Annotated in this window: 20 protein-coding genes; 9 read left to right on the forward strand and 11 right to left on the reverse strand. The window is 42.4% G+C overall.

Going from position 1 to position 14918, the window contains the following annotated elements:
* Positions 1 to 45 precede the first annotated feature (45 nt).
* The gene (locus AM500_RS15815; RefSeq protein ID WP_053600068.1) at positions 46 to 1263 is read left to right on the forward strand and encodes a nucleotidyltransferase; all 1218 of its coding nucleotides are present in this window, start codon (positions 46 to 48) and stop codon (positions 1261 to 1263) included.
* Between the two features lie 71 nt (positions 1264 to 1334).
* Here the strand turns inward: AM500_RS15815 and AM500_RS15820 are convergent, their stop codons facing one another.
* Together AM500_RS15820 and AM500_RS15825 are read right to left on the reverse strand one after the other, a co-directional pair.
* The gene (locus AM500_RS15820; RefSeq protein WP_053600069.1) at positions 1335 to 2363 is read right to left on the reverse strand and encodes a SepM family pheromone-processing serine protease; all 1029 of its coding nucleotides are present in this window, start codon (positions 2361 to 2363) and stop codon (positions 1335 to 1337) included.
* Positions 2364 to 3146, reverse strand: a complete 783-nt coding sequence (locus tag AM500_RS15825; RefSeq protein ID WP_053600070.1) for a patatin-like phospholipase family protein — start codon at positions 3144 to 3146, stop codon at positions 2364 to 2366.
* Between the two features lie 198 nt (positions 3147 to 3344).
* Here AM500_RS15825 and ylbJ point away from each other — a divergent pair, with 198 nt between their 5' ends.
* On the forward strand, positions 3345 to 4556 hold the full coding sequence (gene ylbJ, locus AM500_RS15830) for a sporulation integral membrane protein YlbJ (protein WP_053600071.1): 1212 nt from the start codon (positions 3345 to 3347) through the stop codon (positions 4554 to 4556).
* Between the two features lie 58 nt (positions 4557 to 4614).
* On the opposite strand, the gene coaD is transcribed toward ylbJ, so the two are convergent.
* The gene (gene coaD, locus AM500_RS15835) at positions 4615 to 5097 is read right to left on the reverse strand and encodes a pantetheine-phosphate adenylyltransferase (protein ID WP_053600072.1); all 483 of its coding nucleotides are present in this window, start codon (positions 5095 to 5097) and stop codon (positions 4615 to 4617) included.
* 4 nt (positions 5098 to 5101) lie between these two features.
* Positions 5102 to 5671 (reverse strand): 16S rRNA (guanine(966)-N(2))-methyltransferase RsmD, encoded by a 570-nt coding sequence (gene rsmD, locus AM500_RS15840; RefSeq protein ID WP_043933444.1) that lies wholly within the window; start codon positions 5669 to 5671, stop codon positions 5102 to 5104.
* A 351-nt stretch (positions 5672 to 6022) separates the two neighbouring features.
* Between rsmD and AM500_RS15845 the strand changes: the two genes are divergently transcribed.
* Entirely contained in the window at positions 6023 to 6412 is a 390-nt protein-coding gene (locus AM500_RS15845; protein ID WP_053600073.1) for a DUF7147 family protein, read from the forward strand.
* A 220-nt stretch (positions 6413 to 6632) separates the two neighbouring features.
* Here AM500_RS15845 and AM500_RS15850 read toward each other — a convergent pair whose 3' ends face one another.
* Positions 6633 to 6908 carry a YlbG family protein gene (locus AM500_RS15850; protein ID WP_053600074.1) on the reverse strand — a complete coding sequence of 92 codons (276 nt, stop codon included), beginning with the start codon at positions 6906 to 6908 and terminating at the stop codon, positions 6633 to 6635.
* A 159-nt stretch (positions 6909 to 7067) separates the two neighbouring features.
* Between AM500_RS15850 and AM500_RS15855 the strand changes: the two genes are divergently transcribed.
* Positions 7068 to 7400 (forward strand): hypothetical protein, encoded by a 333-nt coding sequence (locus AM500_RS15855; RefSeq protein WP_053600075.1) that lies wholly within the window; start codon positions 7068 to 7070, stop codon positions 7398 to 7400.
* Positions 7401 to 7447: 47 nt separating this feature from the next.
* Here the strand turns inward: AM500_RS15855 and AM500_RS15860 are convergent, their stop codons facing one another.
* Complete coding sequence (locus AM500_RS15860; protein WP_053600076.1) at positions 7448 to 7894, reverse strand: YlbF/YmcA family competence regulator; 447 nt, start codon at positions 7892 to 7894, stop codon at positions 7448 to 7450.
* Positions 7895 to 8068: 174 nt separating this feature from the next.
* On the opposite strand from AM500_RS15860, the gene AM500_RS15865 reads away from it, so the two are divergent.
* On the forward strand, positions 8069 to 9055 hold the full coding sequence (locus AM500_RS15865) for a glycosyltransferase (RefSeq protein WP_053600077.1): 987 nt from the start codon (positions 8069 to 8071) through the stop codon (positions 9053 to 9055).
* Between the two features lie 166 nt (positions 9056 to 9221).
* Here the strand turns inward: AM500_RS15865 and AM500_RS15870 are convergent, their stop codons facing one another.
* Entirely contained in the window at positions 9222 to 9464 is a 243-nt protein-coding gene (locus tag AM500_RS15870) for a YlbE-like family protein (RefSeq protein ID WP_053600078.1), read from the reverse strand.
* Positions 9465 to 9477: 13 nt separating this feature from the next.
* Positions 9478 to 9879, reverse strand: a complete 402-nt coding sequence (locus AM500_RS15875) for a YlbD family protein (protein ID WP_231688014.1) — start codon at positions 9877 to 9879, stop codon at positions 9478 to 9480.
* Between the two features lie 170 nt (positions 9880 to 10049).
* Here AM500_RS15875 and AM500_RS15880 point away from each other — a divergent pair, with 170 nt between their 5' ends.
* Positions 10050 to 10550: a PaaI family thioesterase gene (locus AM500_RS15880; protein WP_053600080.1), complete on the forward strand. Its 501-nt coding sequence runs from the start codon at positions 10050 to 10052 to the stop codon at positions 10548 to 10550.
* 6 nt (positions 10551 to 10556) lie between these two features.
* Complete coding sequence (locus AM500_RS15885; RefSeq protein ID WP_053600081.1) at positions 10557 to 10910, forward strand: hypothetical protein; 354 nt, start codon at positions 10557 to 10559, stop codon at positions 10908 to 10910.
* Between the two features lie 78 nt (positions 10911 to 10988).
* On the opposite strand, the gene AM500_RS15890 is transcribed toward AM500_RS15885, so the two are convergent.
* Positions 10989 to 12053, reverse strand: coding sequence for a CAP domain-containing protein (locus AM500_RS15890; RefSeq protein WP_442854015.1), 1065 nt, complete (start codon positions 12051 to 12053; stop codon positions 10989 to 10991).
* Between the two features lie 131 nt (positions 12054 to 12184).
* Complete coding sequence (locus AM500_RS15895; RefSeq protein ID WP_053600083.1) at positions 12185 to 12619, reverse strand: CBS domain-containing protein; 435 nt, start codon at positions 12617 to 12619, stop codon at positions 12185 to 12187.
* A 199-nt stretch (positions 12620 to 12818) separates the two neighbouring features.
* Between AM500_RS15895 and AM500_RS15900 the strand changes: the two genes are divergently transcribed.
* Both AM500_RS15900 and ytvI read left to right on the forward strand, forming a co-directional pair.
* Positions 12819 to 13178: a YugN family protein gene (locus AM500_RS15900; RefSeq protein ID WP_053600084.1), complete on the forward strand. Its 360-nt coding sequence runs from the start codon at positions 12819 to 12821 to the stop codon at positions 13176 to 13178.
* A 90-nt stretch (positions 13179 to 13268) separates the two neighbouring features.
* Complete coding sequence (gene ytvI / locus AM500_RS15905; RefSeq protein ID WP_053600085.1) at positions 13269 to 14327, forward strand: sporulation integral membrane protein YtvI; 1059 nt, start codon at positions 13269 to 13271, stop codon at positions 14325 to 14327.
* A gap of 64 nt (positions 14328 to 14391) precedes the next feature.
* Here the strand turns inward: ytvI and AM500_RS15910 are convergent, their stop codons facing one another.
* On the reverse strand, positions 14392 to 14859 hold the full coding sequence (locus tag AM500_RS15910; RefSeq protein ID WP_053600086.1) for a DUF420 domain-containing protein: 468 nt from the start codon (positions 14857 to 14859) through the stop codon (positions 14392 to 14394).
* Positions 14860 to 14918: the final 59 nt, after the last annotated feature.

Below are 14918 nucleotides of genomic sequence, written 5' to 3' on the forward strand. Positions count from 1 at the left end.
ATTTATAGTAGAAAGAAGAAATTCAGTAGAAAGGAGGCTACACTTGTGAATGCTGTCGGGATTGTAGTTGAATATAATCCTTTTCATAACGGTCACTTATACCATCTTCACGCTTCAAAAGAAATCTCTGGTTCAGATATTGTCATCGCCGCGATGAGCGGCAACTTCCTCCAACGCGGGGAACCTGCGCTCGCCTCAAAGTGGTCCCGTGCAAAAATGGCGCTTTTGAATGGAGTGGATATTGTATTCGAGATTCCTTACCAATACGCTGTACAAAAGGCTGAAATTTTTGCCTCAGGAGCTGTTTCAATTTTGCAGGCTGTGGGTTGTTCAAGTTTATGCTTTGGAAGCGAAGCAGGTGATGCCGCCAATTTTATTAGCACAGTGGAATTCCTCGAAGAACACGAGGAAGAATTTAATTCTTTTATTAAGAAGCATATGAAGTCCGGGGTCAGTTACCCTCGGGCAGCTTCTCTTGCACTTTCGGAATTAAATGGGCCGGATGGAATGATCCCGCTTTCCCAGCCAAATAATATACTCGGCTTCCATTATGTAAAAGCCATTCGTGATCAGGGCAGCAGCATGAAGCCCTTAACTGTAAAAAGAAAAAACGCCCAGTACCACGATGAAGACTTCTCATCAGCAACTATTGCAAGCGCAACAAGCATCAGAAAAGCATTTTTTTCCGATGCACTTGATATACCGGCAATCTCAGCCTATATACCCACAGCCTCAGCCAGCGTACTGCAGGAATATATTAATACATACGGAAGTCTGCATCAATGGGAGCAGTATTGGCCTTTGTTAAAGTATAAATTGCTTCAGGCAAGGCCTGGTGAATTGGCTGGCATTTATGAAGCCGAGGAAGGCCTTGAAAATCGTCTTGCTGAATGCGCAAGGAAGGCAGATACCTTTGCCAGCTTTATGGAGCTTGCTAAAACCAAGCGCTATACATGGACAAGGATACAGCGTCTTTGTACACACATTCTGGTTAATGCTAATAAGAGCGAAATGGACGTCCGTGATGGAGGGCAGCCTGGTTATTTGCGTTTGCTCGGAATGACTGCTTCTGGCAGGAGCTACCTGAACAAAATGAAAGGAAGTTTCCCTATCGAGCTTGTTTCAAAGCTTTCAGGATTCTCTAATCCGGGTATAGAGCTTGATACCCGTGCTGCATCTATTTACTCGATGGCCATTCCAGGCAGCAACGGACAAAGATTGCTGAAACTTGAGTACAGGCAGCCACCTATATACATAGAGTAAAATGTGAGCGGATATCCCAGTCCCGCACGTTTCCTTAAAAGCGAAAAAAAGAGATGAAGCGCTAAACCGCTTCATCTTCCTTCTTTTTCAGGCTTTAATTTTTCCAGATAGTCGACAGCGTCATCAAAGGTATCGACCGGTACAATTTTCATCTTGGTACCAATATCTTTGGCAGTCTTTACGGCAGCCCTGTAATTTGAGTCCTTTGCTCCTTTTTGATTTGGTGCAAAGAAAATATCGGCTCCTGCTTTGTCAGCTGCGACAATTTTTTGCTCAATCCCGCCTATCGGCCCTACAATTCCTTCGGATAAAGTACCCGTTCCGGCGATTTCATATCCTTTTGTCAAATCGTCCTTGGTCAGCTGGTTGTATATTTCCAACGAGAACATCAATCCTGCTGACGGACCGCCTATTTCATCCGTTTTTATCTCAACTTCCGGCTCAACAATGATTTCCCTGTCATCAACAATTGCTACACCAAGTCCTGCACGTTTTGGATCCTCTTTAAATGTTTCTAATTCAACGCTTACTGTTCTCTCTTTGTTATTCCGTGTAAGGACCAATTCAACTGATTCCCCCGCTTTTTTCTCAGCAAGGTACTTCATGAACTCATCCCTCGATTTTAACGTTTTTCCATCTACCTTCAACAGCCGGTCACCAACTTCAAGTTTCCCTTCCGCAGGCATCCCAGGAACGACTTCCATCACATACACACCATTATAGCGATAATCCACTGGTAAGCCAGCCTTCGTATAGGCAGCCTCAATGGCGCTTGCTTTCGATCCTTCCATTAAATGAAGCTGCTTTTGATTGTATTCCTGTTCACTTTCATCGGGTCTTAGTATATCCTCCAGAGGATATACTACCTGATATTTACTGAAGGTTGCCATCAAATAGGTGTAAATATTAGCCCTGCCCATCCTGACTGTTGTCAGCATAAAGCTTCCTTTCTCATCATATCCACCTTCCACTTCAATAATGGGTTCAAGCTCCTTTGCTAGTCCAGGCTTGGAAATATAATAGGGAAGCGTATAAAAAACGCTTGCCAAAACCAGGACCGCCGCAAGGATCCAGGGCATCCGAGGGTATTTCTTGCGCATCTACTGCTGCTCCTTCCACCGTCCAATAACTTGCCTTATCGGTTCGATATGTTTTCGTGCTTCTTCTTCTCCTATTTTAATGATGTCTTCGATATTGGTAAAGGCACGCGAACTGAATTTGCCTACTGAAGGGCGGATCATGATGTCAGAAGCGACTTCGCGATTAACCAACAGTTCTGCCTGCATAATGTCTATGCTCTGCATAATTACATCATAGATCGAATCGATTTCCGCATTTTGTTTGACGCCGGAAACATCGACCGCAATGACGATGTCTGCTCCCATCTCTTTTACGACTGAAACAGGAATCCTATCTGCAACACCTCCATCAACAAGAATTCTGCCGTTTATTTTTTCAGGAATAAAGATGCCCGGGATTGAAATGCTTGCCCGTACTGCATCGGCAGCAGGACCGGTTGTAAAAACCACCTTTTCCCCGTTCATCAAATCTGTTGCGACAATGGCAATCGGCAAATTAAGATCCTCTATATTTTTGTTATGGGTGAAAACCCTGATAAACTCCTTTACCCGCTTACCTGCAATAAAGCCCATCTTGGGTACGGCAAAGTCAAGAAAATATTTCCGTTTAAACCCAATCGAGAATTTATAAAACCGATCCAAATCTATGCCGGTCCCATACAAGCATGCAATAAGCGCTCCCATGCTGCTACCGGCAATCATGTCGATAGGTATTCCCTCATCTCGGAATACCTTTATTACACCGAGATGGGCAAACCCCCTCGCCCCGCCGGAGCCGAGCGCCAAGCCGATTTTTGGGGCCATATCCTTGCTGCCTCCTCTAAAGTGGATACCGTGATTAAATCTCCTTCAATCTTATGGTCTAAATAAATATTCTATGAGTATATTGTTTTACAGGGACAAGGCTTTGCCTGCCCGGTTCCCGACAGTGCTAAAGCCACATTGTTCAAATCATCCGTAACACCCTGAAATACTCCGCCATTCTCCTTAAGGAGGCCCTATATGTTCCGTTCAAAAATCAAAACTATCTTTTTGGCAGCCTCAGTTACCATTATGGCAGCTTCCTTGATTACATATCCGCAGGAGTCCTTCTCAGCCTCAGTCCGTGGCCTTAATATGTGGTGGGAAATCGTTTTTCCCTCTTTGCTGCCCTTTTTTATTGTTTCCGAAATGCTGATTGGCTTCGGCGTTGTCAAGTTTATCGGAGTTCTGCTCGAACCATTCATGCGGCCTCTTTTTAAGGTGCCAGGTGTGGGTGGATTTGTCTGGGCGATGGGTATGGCTTCTGGCTATCCTGCCGGTGCGAAACTGACTGCAAGACTCAGGCAGGAAGGAAGCCTGACCAGGGTTGAAGCGGAACGCCTGGCATCCTTCACAAATTGCTCTAACCCCTTATTCATCTTTGGGGCGGTCTCAGTCGGATTTTTCCATAATGCCCATCTTGGCTTCATTCTTGCCGCTTCCCATTATCTTGGCAACTTTTGTGTTGGCTTACTCATGCGCTTTCATGGAAAGGATGAACGAATGACAAGAAGCAGCCGCCATAAGCGGCTGAAAATAAGGGAAGCTCTTGCCGCCCTACATAGAACGAGGATTAAGGACAATCGTCCAATTGGTAAATTGCTGGGTGATGCCGTGACCTCATCCATCCAAACACTGTTAATGATCGGCGGGTTCATTATCTTGTTTTCTGTTGTTAATAAAATTTTGTTCCATCTTCACATAACAGCATTTTTGGCAAAAGGAGTCGAAGTCTTTTTTTCTACGGTTGGATTTCCTGAAATGCTCAGCATCCCGTTTATTTCTGGCCTATTCGAAATCACCCTGGGCAGCCAGCTAACAAGTCAGGTGCAGGAAGCGACTCTTCTCCAACAGGCAATGGTTACCAGCTTTATACTTGCCTTCAGTGGCTTTAGTGTTCAAGCCCAGGTAGCCAGTATCCTGGCACAAACCGACATCCGTTTTCAGCCGTTCTTTATCGCAAGGATTATGCACGGCTTTTTCGCCAGCATTTTTGCCTTTTTGCTTTGGGAACCTATATACACAAGGTTTGCGGATAGCGGGGCTCCTTCCGATGCCATACCAGTCCTTTTACAAAACAATGCGAATTTCTTAACATCAGCCCACTCAATTATCGGATATGCAGGGCCGCTCCTTACAATTGGTTCCCTTCTAATCTATATTGCCATTCTATTCAGAAGGAGAAACGGTTGATAGTGAAATTCAGCTTATTAGGCCATATGAAAAGCCAGGTGCAAGCACCTGGCTTTTATTAAAGATTAAATTTCTTTTTCAATGCAGCTTCTACTGTTTGAGGGACAAGCTCGTGGATATTGCCCCCATATTTTGCAACTTCTTTGACAATGCTCGAGCTAAGGAATGAATACTGATTGTTTGTCATGATAAAAAAGGTTTCAATCTTTTCGTTGAGCACTCTGTTCATAGATGTAATTTGCATTTCATATTCAAAATCGGAAACGGCACGGAGCCCCCTGATTATTGCATTAGCATGAACCTTTTCAGCATAATCGATAAGCAGGCCCTGAAAAGAATCAATTTTCACATTTGGAAGATCCCTGGTTACCTCACGTATAAGCTCTGTTCGTTCATTAACTGAAAATAGCGGATTTTTGGAAGAATTGTTTAGGACAACAACATACACCTCGTCGAATACTCTAGCACCCCTCCGAATGATATCAAGGTGCCCGTATGTAATCGGGTCAAAGCTGCCCGGGCAGACTGCTATGGTAGCCAAATTACTAAACCTCCTGGTGGTTTTGGGAATATGAAAAAATAGAGATTGCTATTATACCGTACACTTCAGACTTTATCTTTTCAAGCCTTCCTATCGAATCTGGTAAATTTACTTCCTTGCCATGCTCGCAAACTGCAAGTCCATCCTGTTTCAGCCGGCCATCAGCATCAATCTGTTCGAGAATTTTCACAAGCTGCTGCTTTTTATAGGGAGGATCCAGAAAGATGAAATCAAAGTCGAGTTCTCGCTTTTTCACAGCCTTTAAAGCCCGTTCAGCATCAGTTCTGTAGACTTCAGACCTGTCTTCGAATTCACAGGCTTTAAGGTTATCCTTAATTGTATGGATAGCTTTCGGCTCCCTGTCTATGAAAATAACCTTGTCAAGGCCTCGGCTAAGTGCCTCAATTCCAAGGCCTCCGCTTCCGGCAAACAAATCAAGGCCCATCCCGCCGGAAAAATAAGGTCCTATCATATTAAACACTGCTTCCTTAACCTTGTCAGTCGTAGGCCTGGTCGAACTTCCCGGTACAGCTTTTAGCTGCCGGCCTTTATGTGTTCCTGAAACGACTCTCATGTCTATCACCGCTCATTACTATTTACTATTTCATAATCCTACCATACTTGCAGGACCTCGCCAAATCCCAAATGAAATTTGACAGCTCCTGAAAATTTTGTGGAAAAATGTGTATAAGCATTGCATCACTGGAGATAATGACAGTAACAACATCATTGAGGATGTTGTTGCCAACCGCGGAGAAGACTTACGTTTCCCCATAAGTTCTTCCTCCGGTTTCTCCTCTCCCTTTGCCTTCTGTCCCTTTGGGATATAGAAGGACCCTGCAGGATTCCTGCGGGGTTTTTTCTTTTTTGCCGTGGACATCTATGCTAATGTTAATTTATATACTAAACCGAAGGAGAGTTTCCTGTGATTCAGCGTTTTGTAGAACTTGGCAGTGGCTATGGTGACCTATATGAATTAATCGAGCTTGCAAAAACGAACTCAGCCCGATTGCGCCATATGATGGCTCTTTATTCCGAAGTAGATGGAAAAGAGGTTGTTTCCCTCGCAATCATACTGAACCCTGCCAGTGAAGGCAAGTTTCAGCCAGTATATATATGCAGAGAGGGCATCCCTGACCCGAGAAGGATCCCAAACAAACGGTACACTTTATTTGAGGAGACAGCAGCGTCACTGAACAAAACCGTTTGTGAGTTGACAGTAAAGCCTTCCAGCATGTTTGCCGAACGCGACTTATATTTTCAGTATTTAATTGGGATATTGCACCTTAACCATTTCATCCAGCCGCTACATTAGACTAAGGAAAGCGAAAGCGCCTGGATCAGCGCCGTATGGCCTCCTCGAAAATCACTTTACGGCTATCGCGTAATTTCGTGCGATGTATTTCGGGGACGCTTTCCTTGTCTATCACTTTTTCTTCGTGCGAAGCCTATGCTGCTGAAGCCTTCCCTATGGAGCTAGACAGTTACAAAGTCCCACCATATAAACACAAAAAGTGAGGGGATGCCCCCTCACTTTAGATTCCCATTTTATAATCGTATTCTTTTGCTTTATCAGGAGCAGAATTCTCATATTCCATCTTTACAAATGGCTTGTAAGAAGGCTCGACTTTTTTAACAAATGAGTACGACTTCAATTTTTCCATCACGGTCTCTATTTCACTTTGATTACAATATATGACGGCGTACTTCAGCTTCTTGGAAACATAGTGAACATTCCCAAATCGCCTTAGCATTTTGGCCTGCTTCAGTGTATAGAGCCAAACCACCAATCCTTGCCTTTGCCCAAACATAGATTTTCCCCTTCTTACACGATGTTTCTTATAAGTCTAGCATATTATTGCCATTTAAATCAATCCTGCCATAGCCGAGTCCTATTGACTGCTAGAACAAATAAAACTGACATAAGTTCGGTATTTGCTCTTCAATTAAGAGAAAAAGGATGATGAAGTATGGAAATGGAACAAGTCTGGTCAACATTCTTAAAGGAAATCAGCCTAATCCCTAGTATTGCCTCTGTTGACCTGAAAAGAATTGCTGGCATCCCTTTCCTCTATTTGAAAATTACCTCTCCTATTAATCCAGAAATACTTGAAAGAAGCATTCGCCGCTGTTCTTCCACAGCCATGAAAGGCAAAAAACTGAGCAGTGAGACTATATTTGTGAGAAGCGAACAAAATTTCTTTGTATTCCGTCACCGCTTCCTCGTGCCCCAAAGAAAGATGTTTTGCTGCGGTAATTTATGCGTAGATTGCGTTCGCTTCAATCCAAATGGATGGTATTAACAACAAAAAAATCAGCAGAAGCCATTAGCTCTGCTGATTTTTCATTATTAAGCGGAACAGCCGCAGCTTCCGCCCGATCCACATCCGCCGCCACAGCTCGAACCAGAATCAAAGAATGGGTTTCCGGTTGGAACCTTGACGTGTATTGAAACGGAGTGTCCAATCAGCATGCTGATTTGGTCCAGCAATGCCTGAAGGTCATTTTCTGCCCTTTTGAATTCGGCAACATGATCATCAAGATCCATCTCACGCTTCGCTTCGCGGATATTTTTCATAATGCTTTTATAATCCGGGTGGTACTTCCCAAAACGCTGAACGTCCTCGTATTGGTCCTTCAGTTTGACAAAACGTGCGATTTTCAATTGCGTTTCCTGGCTTGTACGCAATTTATATAGGCAATCCCGATAGTATTCAGCAACATCAGACTCAAGAACCATGTTGCCCACCTGATCGGCATAATCGATCAATTCTATTCTTTCGCTAGTAGCAAGCAAATTTGCCCACCTCCATTGCTTATTCTACCATGAAGGTAGGGTAAAGGTGAAATTTTCTTATTTACTTCCTGGATTTACCTTTTATAAGGCTAAACTGCTTATTTATGAAAACGTGCAGTTACATTATACTTAAACCGGACAGCATGCTCTGTATCAATTTCAATGGTGACGCTTATGAATATAGCATTATTTACACCTTATTTTAATCAGCCAAGAGGCAATTCTACAACGGCAAAACGCCTCATTTATTTTTTAAATAAGGCGGGTGTCCGTCCCTCAGTGGTCACCTATCAGGAAAACAACAGCAGTACGCAAAAAATTAATGGGGATTTCTTTCACATTTTACATGCTACCAGATTTGTAAAATGGGCAAAAGAACAACATTTTACTTTTAACCGCCCTTATATCGTTACAATGGGTGGTACGGATATAAATGTAGATTTACAAACCAGCATGAGCTCTGATATCTTCTTATTTTTAAATGGCGCGAACTTTATTACTGTTTTTACCGAGGATGCAAAAAACAAAGTCGGGGAGCTCTACCCTGCCTGGTTGAATAAAACATACGTAATCCCACAAGGCCTTTGGCTTCCCTGGAGTATCTCTCCAAGAAGAGATAGACTTAAACCTTCTATCCTTCTTCCAGCAGGTTTGCGGCCTGTCAAGGATGTCCTAAACGTCCTTCCGGGACTTGATGAGATAATTCACCATTATTCTGATATGACTTTTACAGTAATTGGCGCAAATTTAGATGAGTCCATTCATCAACAGGTGCTAAGGCAGGCAGAACAAAGAAAATGGTTTAACTATGTTGGGGCGGTCCCCCACGAATTAATGATAGAAGAATATGATAAAGCAGATATTATCATTAATTCTTCCCTGTCCGAAGGCCAGCCGCTTGCATTAATGGAAGCTATGGGATTAGGCTTGCCAGTTATAGGGCGAAAAAACAAAGCCAACCTGCAGCTAATTTTACATGAAGAGACAGGCTGGCTTTACGAAACTATTTCAGACTTCAAAGAAGCCATCCATTCAATCGTCAACAATATTCCTTTACGAGAAAAAGTAGTCCGTCAGGCAAGAGAGTCAATGTTTGAAAAATTTTCACCTGAAAAAGAGGCGTTGGCTTACCTTTCATTGTATAAACGGATCGGATGCTAGCTTGACTTATATCAAAAAGAGCTAGCCTCTCCGTTACAGGAAAAAAAACGCCTGTCCCTTATGGATTATTCCAAAACTCAAGGGAAAGCAGTATAGGGAAGATGCACAGCCACTTACAGCAATGAGGGGAATGGTGTATACACCATGTACAGCCTCGTAAAGCGCTTTATCCACTAGGGCTTTTCATCGACTGGAACATATGGAACATCATGGACGCCATCTGTACCCCATTGGCGAATTTGGCTACCCGATGCGGAATTGTTTTTTCAAAATGGTGAAGGGATGCTATTTCAAACTCATCTAGTGCTCCCGGGTTTCGGGATAGCTTGCGGTACCAAACGGGCTGTTCCCTGAGAAATTGCCGTAAATCTTTTCTTGAGTTAATATACTCATTGATTTCCTGCCTCATCACTGGCCTCCTATCAATCCTTTCGGAACGGGAACGGGTGCTGTGGGATTGGTTCAGATGGCGGAGCTTGTTGGCTAGGCTGTTGTTGAAACTGGCCAATGAGACCCTGTATGGCACCCAATGCCTGGCTCAAATTGTAAAGGTGGGATTGAATCTGTCCAGGTTCCACCTTCTTCGCCAGCTCAGCCAATTGCCCCATCCAATCCTTTTTAGAACTATCATCTTCAACCTCTTCTTTTTTTACCCCACTGTTTTTATCCCATCGAGGATCTTCTTCACCTAGAAGGTACCATTCTTCATATAGCTGCTGCCATGTAGTATCCCCATTACGGACGTCTCGGATCAGATGGGGATTTTCCGCCACAAACTCCTTGAATTTATTTACAGATGGATGCAGCTTCCTTCCTTGCGCCAAAGTCCATCCCCTCCTCTTAACTTGCCTATAATACCGTATGCCCATATGCGGAATTTGTGAAAGTGCCGCTAAAAAATTGTATCGGGAAGAATTATTCTCTTTCTTTTTCTAACTCTGTAAAAATAAATGCAATAATGATAGTATTTTTATTAGAAAAGGAGAGAAAAACTTTGGACCATGAACTAGAATTATTGCTAAAGCAATACCTTGAAAAATCAACTCAAGAAGACGTTGATGTCTTAAAATATGTTCTTACCGGGTTGAAGGATAAAGTAGATGGAAACACAGGTACATATATAGGCGGGCTCCTCCATTATGAAAAAGTCCCAGACGATAATGCCTGGGAAGTCACAATTCCGATAAATCCGCTAATCTATAACTCCCTGGGTATTGTACATGGGGGAATTACGGCCACCTTACTCGATTCCGGAATGGGTACACTTGCAAACGCTCTTGTCCCTGAAGGATATGGTGCGGTAACTTCCCAGCTGAACGTACATTACCTGGCACCGGGAATTGGCGACTACCTTCGCTGCCGGGCCGAAGCCGTCCATATTGGAAGAAATACGCTTATCGTCAGTGGCGAGGTATTCCGGAGCGATGGAAAAAAAGTTGCCCATTCGACTGGAACTTTCTTTATTGTAGAAAAAAAGCCAAGCAGCGGAGAGTGATATCCTTTGGTCACTGCAATTTTAATTCCTATCATTATCCTCTATTTTTTATGGATTTCCATAAAAGAAACAAAGGAATATGAAATTAAATGGCGTGAGGCTGGCTTCGCAAAGGAAGAAGCGATCGTATCGGGGACGATTATTTCTTTTTCTCAGGAAAAACAACGCTTTTACTATCACCGCTACCTTCTTGTCCAGGAAATGATGGTCAGAACTACAACGGGTTCGGTCAAGGTAAGAATCCAGATCCCGCTTATTAAGGACGCTGCCATAAAGGAATTTTCTATAGGTGAACAGGTCAAAATATACGGAAGCTGGCAAGATAGATGGTTCCATGCCAATCGGGTTGAGCTTGTATAAAAAAGGATGGCAGCCGCCATCCTTTTTTATACAATATAAGAAAAATATCTTATCAGTTCTAAGTTTCAATGGAAACCTTTATTCTAGCCACTTCTGAATGAAATTTTGTGTATAATATTTCCGGTGAACTCCAACACCAAGATGTGTGAATTCTTCATTTAATAGTGCTTCCCTATGTCCTTTAGAATTCAGCCAGCCTTCAACCGCCGCGGGGGAGTCCGTGTAATTGGCGGCAATATTTTCACCTGCAGTCTGGTAAACTACCTTTGCCTGTTTTAACCGGTCGGTCAGCTTGCCATATTTTTCTGATTCGTGCGAGAATGTGTTTGTTTCATACATGTCCAGACTATGCCCATATGCAACCTGTGCTGTCCGTTCGTCCCATTGCAGCGGCTCGAGCTCAAATCGGAGCCGGAGGACATTTGTCAGATCAAATACCTGTTGTTCATTGCCTGCTTCTACTTTCTTCCACTCTTCCTCCTCTAGAGGTTTCGACTCAATCAATTGCCCCCTGTAGGCGACTTCATACGGCCTTTGCTTAATGAGTGTCTCCGCATTAAGGAAGCGAATGCTTGATAGGGTGCTAGTAAATTTATCAATATAAAGCTGTGCGTAAATATCTCCAAATTGGATAAGCGGTCTTGTGTTAACGTCTGTATCGGTAAGCTCAAGCCTATAAGAGTTACCATCAAAATCAATTATAATATCTGTCTGGATAGCGAATGCTGCAAAGATTTCTTCAAGAGGCTGACCAATTATAAAAGGACTAACATCGGTGTCTGAACCAATTGCAAACACTGTTACTACTTTGCCATCCTCAATACCTGCTTGAAGGTAGTTATCTAGATTCCCATTGTAAATATGCCAATCATAATCATAACTTGATTTATCAATTCTGTTTGGTTTACCAAGAACCTTCTCAACAGCCTTTGCCGATTTCCCTATTAATGTAGATAACCCGGTTTTAGGCCGAGGCGGTATTTCGTAGCCAGTCCGCTTTTCAAGCTTCGATTGGTCCGCCGGCTCTGGCACCGGCTCTTCCCTTATAAGGGTGTCCTTTTCTGGGGCCTCATTATGGCTGACATAAAAACCGACTGCCAAAAAGATCGCTGCAAAAAATAAAATACGAATTAAGGACTTCAGACCCCTCCCCCCTCTCTTTCATTCTTTATACTATATGTTTTTCTTATTTAATTATATCACCATAAATATTTCAAAAAATAGAGCCCCAGCGAATTATAGAAAAAAATAAAAAGGCGCCGTCAGGACGCCTTTCAATGCTGTACACCGTTATAATTGGATTCGGAAATTTCCGATAGTGCTTTCTTAGCCTGACTGTCTGTCATATCACGTACAGCAAAGTCACCAAGCGATACAATTCCAACAAGCTTCCCATTTTCAACTACCGGAAGCCTTCTGACCTGATTGTCAGCCATAAGCCGAGATGCTTCCTCAGTTGTTGTCTCAGGAGTGACAGTTATTAATTCTTTACTCATAATTTCTTCCACTTTTGTTGAACCAGAATGTTTTTCAGCCGTCCCGCGAATGACGATATCCCTGTCGGTAATCATTCCTACAAGTGTACCTTCATCAACAATTGGAATTGCTCCGACATTCAACTCTTTCATTTTCAGGGCTACTTCGTACATATTATCGAGAAGGGAACAGGTTTCTACATTTTTAGTCATAATTTCACTAACTTTATCCATCATAATTCCTCCCGTTCAAAATCTGCCGCTTTTAGACAGGAACTTCTCACTTATCTTTTGTTTTACTGGTTCGTTTTATTCCAATACCTGAACCTAATAACAGGTGAATTCATTGCATAATAAGACATTTTAAACTATTATAAAAATGAATTACGTGCCAATGTGAAAGCATATGCATGTTTAAAGGGGGATATCAACAGTGAAGTTTGAAAACACGGGGATTGAAAACCTGAAAGCGGACCTTAACAGGCTCGATGAAATCATGCTTGAGCATGGGCTTGTCCGTGAGGGCCAATGGGATTATGAAAGAGTTACATACGACAAAAAAATTCAAATAAAAGACAGCATCTATTATTTGAGGCTGCGTGGTTACGCTGTCGAAGGTGATGTTGGGGCGCACCGAGCGGTTATACAGCTTCTGCCTCCACTTCTTGGAAAGCATTATTACCCTCATGGAGTTGAGTATGGTGAAGGTGAAGACTTCCCTGCATCACTGGTTACACAATGCAAAAACTTAATAGACCAGGTAAAAGAGGAAATAGAAATCTTTGCTCTTTAAGAAATTTCGGAAGGCATTCAATATGCCTTCCTTTTTATTTGTTCAAAAGGATATAATTGTAGTATTCACTTATATTTAAGGGGTATTGGCATGTCTGCATTTTTTTCAAAAAAAAGAATCATCCGGATTATTGGAGTTTTACTTGCAGTTGTTGCTGCCTATTTTCTTATACCTGCTTCTGCCCCAATCCTCCTGTCACTATTAACAGCACTTCTGCTCGAACCCGCAGTTCGGTTTATGGGTGTACACCTTAAATTGAGCAGGCGGATGTCAGTCCTTCTCGTTTTCCTTTTGTTTCTATCTTTAATTGCTCTTGGGGGCTATTTTATAACAACAAAGGTAGCTGCAGAGGGATTTGCGTTAGCTAATGAGGTGCCAGCCTACGTAAATCAAGTTTCAAAGCTTTGGGCCGAGACCAAATGGAATTTGACAAAAGCATTGGAAGACTTACCCGCTCCCCTTGTCCACCAGGCAACACTTCGTATTGAACATACTATTTATTCGATTATCGGTGTACTGCTGGAATATGTAAATATTGAAACCATCAGAACGGTCCTGACTAAAATTCCGAACCTTTTTATTTCATTTATCGTTTATCTTGTCGCTTTATTCTTATTCATGTTAGAAATTCCTGCATTAAAGAAAACAGTTTACCAGTACCTCTCAACATCTACAACCGAGAAGGCCAATATAATCTCATCAAGGCTATTTTACGTTATAACTGGATTCCTGAAAGCTCAGTTGCTTGTAAGTATAGTGATTCTCGCTTTTTCTCTTCTATATCTCTATCTTTATTTTCCTGAAGCAGCAATTATCGGCGCATTTTTAATTTGGGTATTTGATTTCATTCCAGTTGCAGGATCATTGTTAATTTTAATACCATGGGCATTGTTCTATGCTGTAGCGGGAAATATGGGAATCTCGTTTAAACTCGTATTTCTGGCTGCCATCCTTTTCTCAATCCGGCATTACCTCGAACCAAAAATGCTTGGAAACTATTTAAAGCTTTCCCCGTTGGCAACACTCGCATCTATGTATATCGGGTTTAAAATGGCAGGAATAATAGGAATTATATTTGGACCTATTATAGTCATAAGTATAAGCGCGGCGAGGGAAGCGGGAATCATTAAATTCAATTTCAAGCTCTGACTGACAGACCGTACCTCATACTTATAACAAACGGGCCACTCTATTGCCGAGTGGCCCGTCTTTTTTATGTTCCCAAAATTGCTTTTATGACAGATGTTGTTTCACCGCCACTGTAAAAAACGTACAGGAGAAGATAAACTGCAACTCCAGTTATCGCCGTGGCAAACCAGACAATACTTGTAATCGGCCCAAGCCTTTTATGTGTGGCAAGCTTGTTTTTAAATCCAGTATAAAAATTAATTATTCCAAGAACAGCACCTGTAGTTGCCAACGTAATATGGAATATTAGAAAGACAGTATAATAAATTTTTATATCATCAGGCCCGCCAAAGGATGTATTACCGATAAAAATGGTTCTGGATGCATAAATAATGAAAAAAATCAGTGCGGCCACGCCAGCAAAGAACATAGTCCTCTTATGAGCTTCAATCTTTCGCTTGGAAATTTGATACCAGCCAATTGCAACAAGAATAGCGCTCAGCACAATGAAGGTAGTGCTGATAGTTGGGAGAATAGGTAGGGAATGCTCCATTTGTATTTGTCCTCACAATCTTATGTACTACTATAAGTGTAGACGAGCCTCCGTGCTTT

The organism is Bacillus sp. FJAT-18017 (assembly GCF_001278805.1).
Classification (GTDB): Bacteria; Bacillota; Bacilli; order Bacillales; family Cytobacillaceae; genus Bacillus_D.

Coding starts and splice junctions, on each gene's coding strand:
- ylbJ (WP_053600071.1), top strand. CDS start 3,345: ATGTTCCGTTCAAAAATCAAAACTATCTTTTTGGCAGCCTCAGTTACC.
- AM500_RS15825 (WP_053600070.1), bottom strand. CDS start 3,146: ATGGCCCCAAAAATCGGCTTGGCGCTCGGCTCCGGCGGGGCGAGGGGG.
- AM500_RS15855 (WP_053600075.1), top strand. CDS start 7,068: ATGGAAATGGAACAAGTCTGGTCAACATTCTTAAAGGAAATCAGCCTA.
- AM500_RS15850 (WP_053600074.1), bottom strand. CDS start 6,908: ATGTTTGGGCAAAGGCAAGGATTGGTGGTTTGGCTCTATACACTGAAG.
- ytvI (WP_053600085.1), top strand. CDS start 13,269: ATGTCTGCATTTTTTTCAAAAAAAAGAATCATCCGGATTATTGGAGTT.
- AM500_RS15870 (WP_053600078.1), bottom strand. CDS start 9,464: ATGAGGCAGGAAATCAATGAGTATATTAACTCAAGAAAAGATTTACGG.
- AM500_RS15895 (WP_053600083.1), bottom strand. CDS start 12,619: ATGGATAAAGTTAGTGAAATTATGACTAAAAATGTAGAAACCTGTTCC.
- rsmD (WP_043933444.1), bottom strand. CDS start 5,671: ATGAGAGTCGTTTCAGGAACACATAAAGGCCGGCAGCTAAAAGCTGTA.
- AM500_RS15820 (WP_053600069.1), bottom strand. CDS start 2,363: ATGCGCAAGAAATACCCTCGGATGCCCTGGATCCTTGCGGCGGTCCTG.
- AM500_RS15910 (WP_053600086.1), bottom strand. CDS start 14,859: ATGGAGCATTCCCTACCTATTCTCCCAACTATCAGCACTACCTTCATT.
- AM500_RS15865 (WP_053600077.1), top strand. CDS start 8,069: ATGAATATAGCATTATTTACACCTTATTTTAATCAGCCAAGAGGCAAT.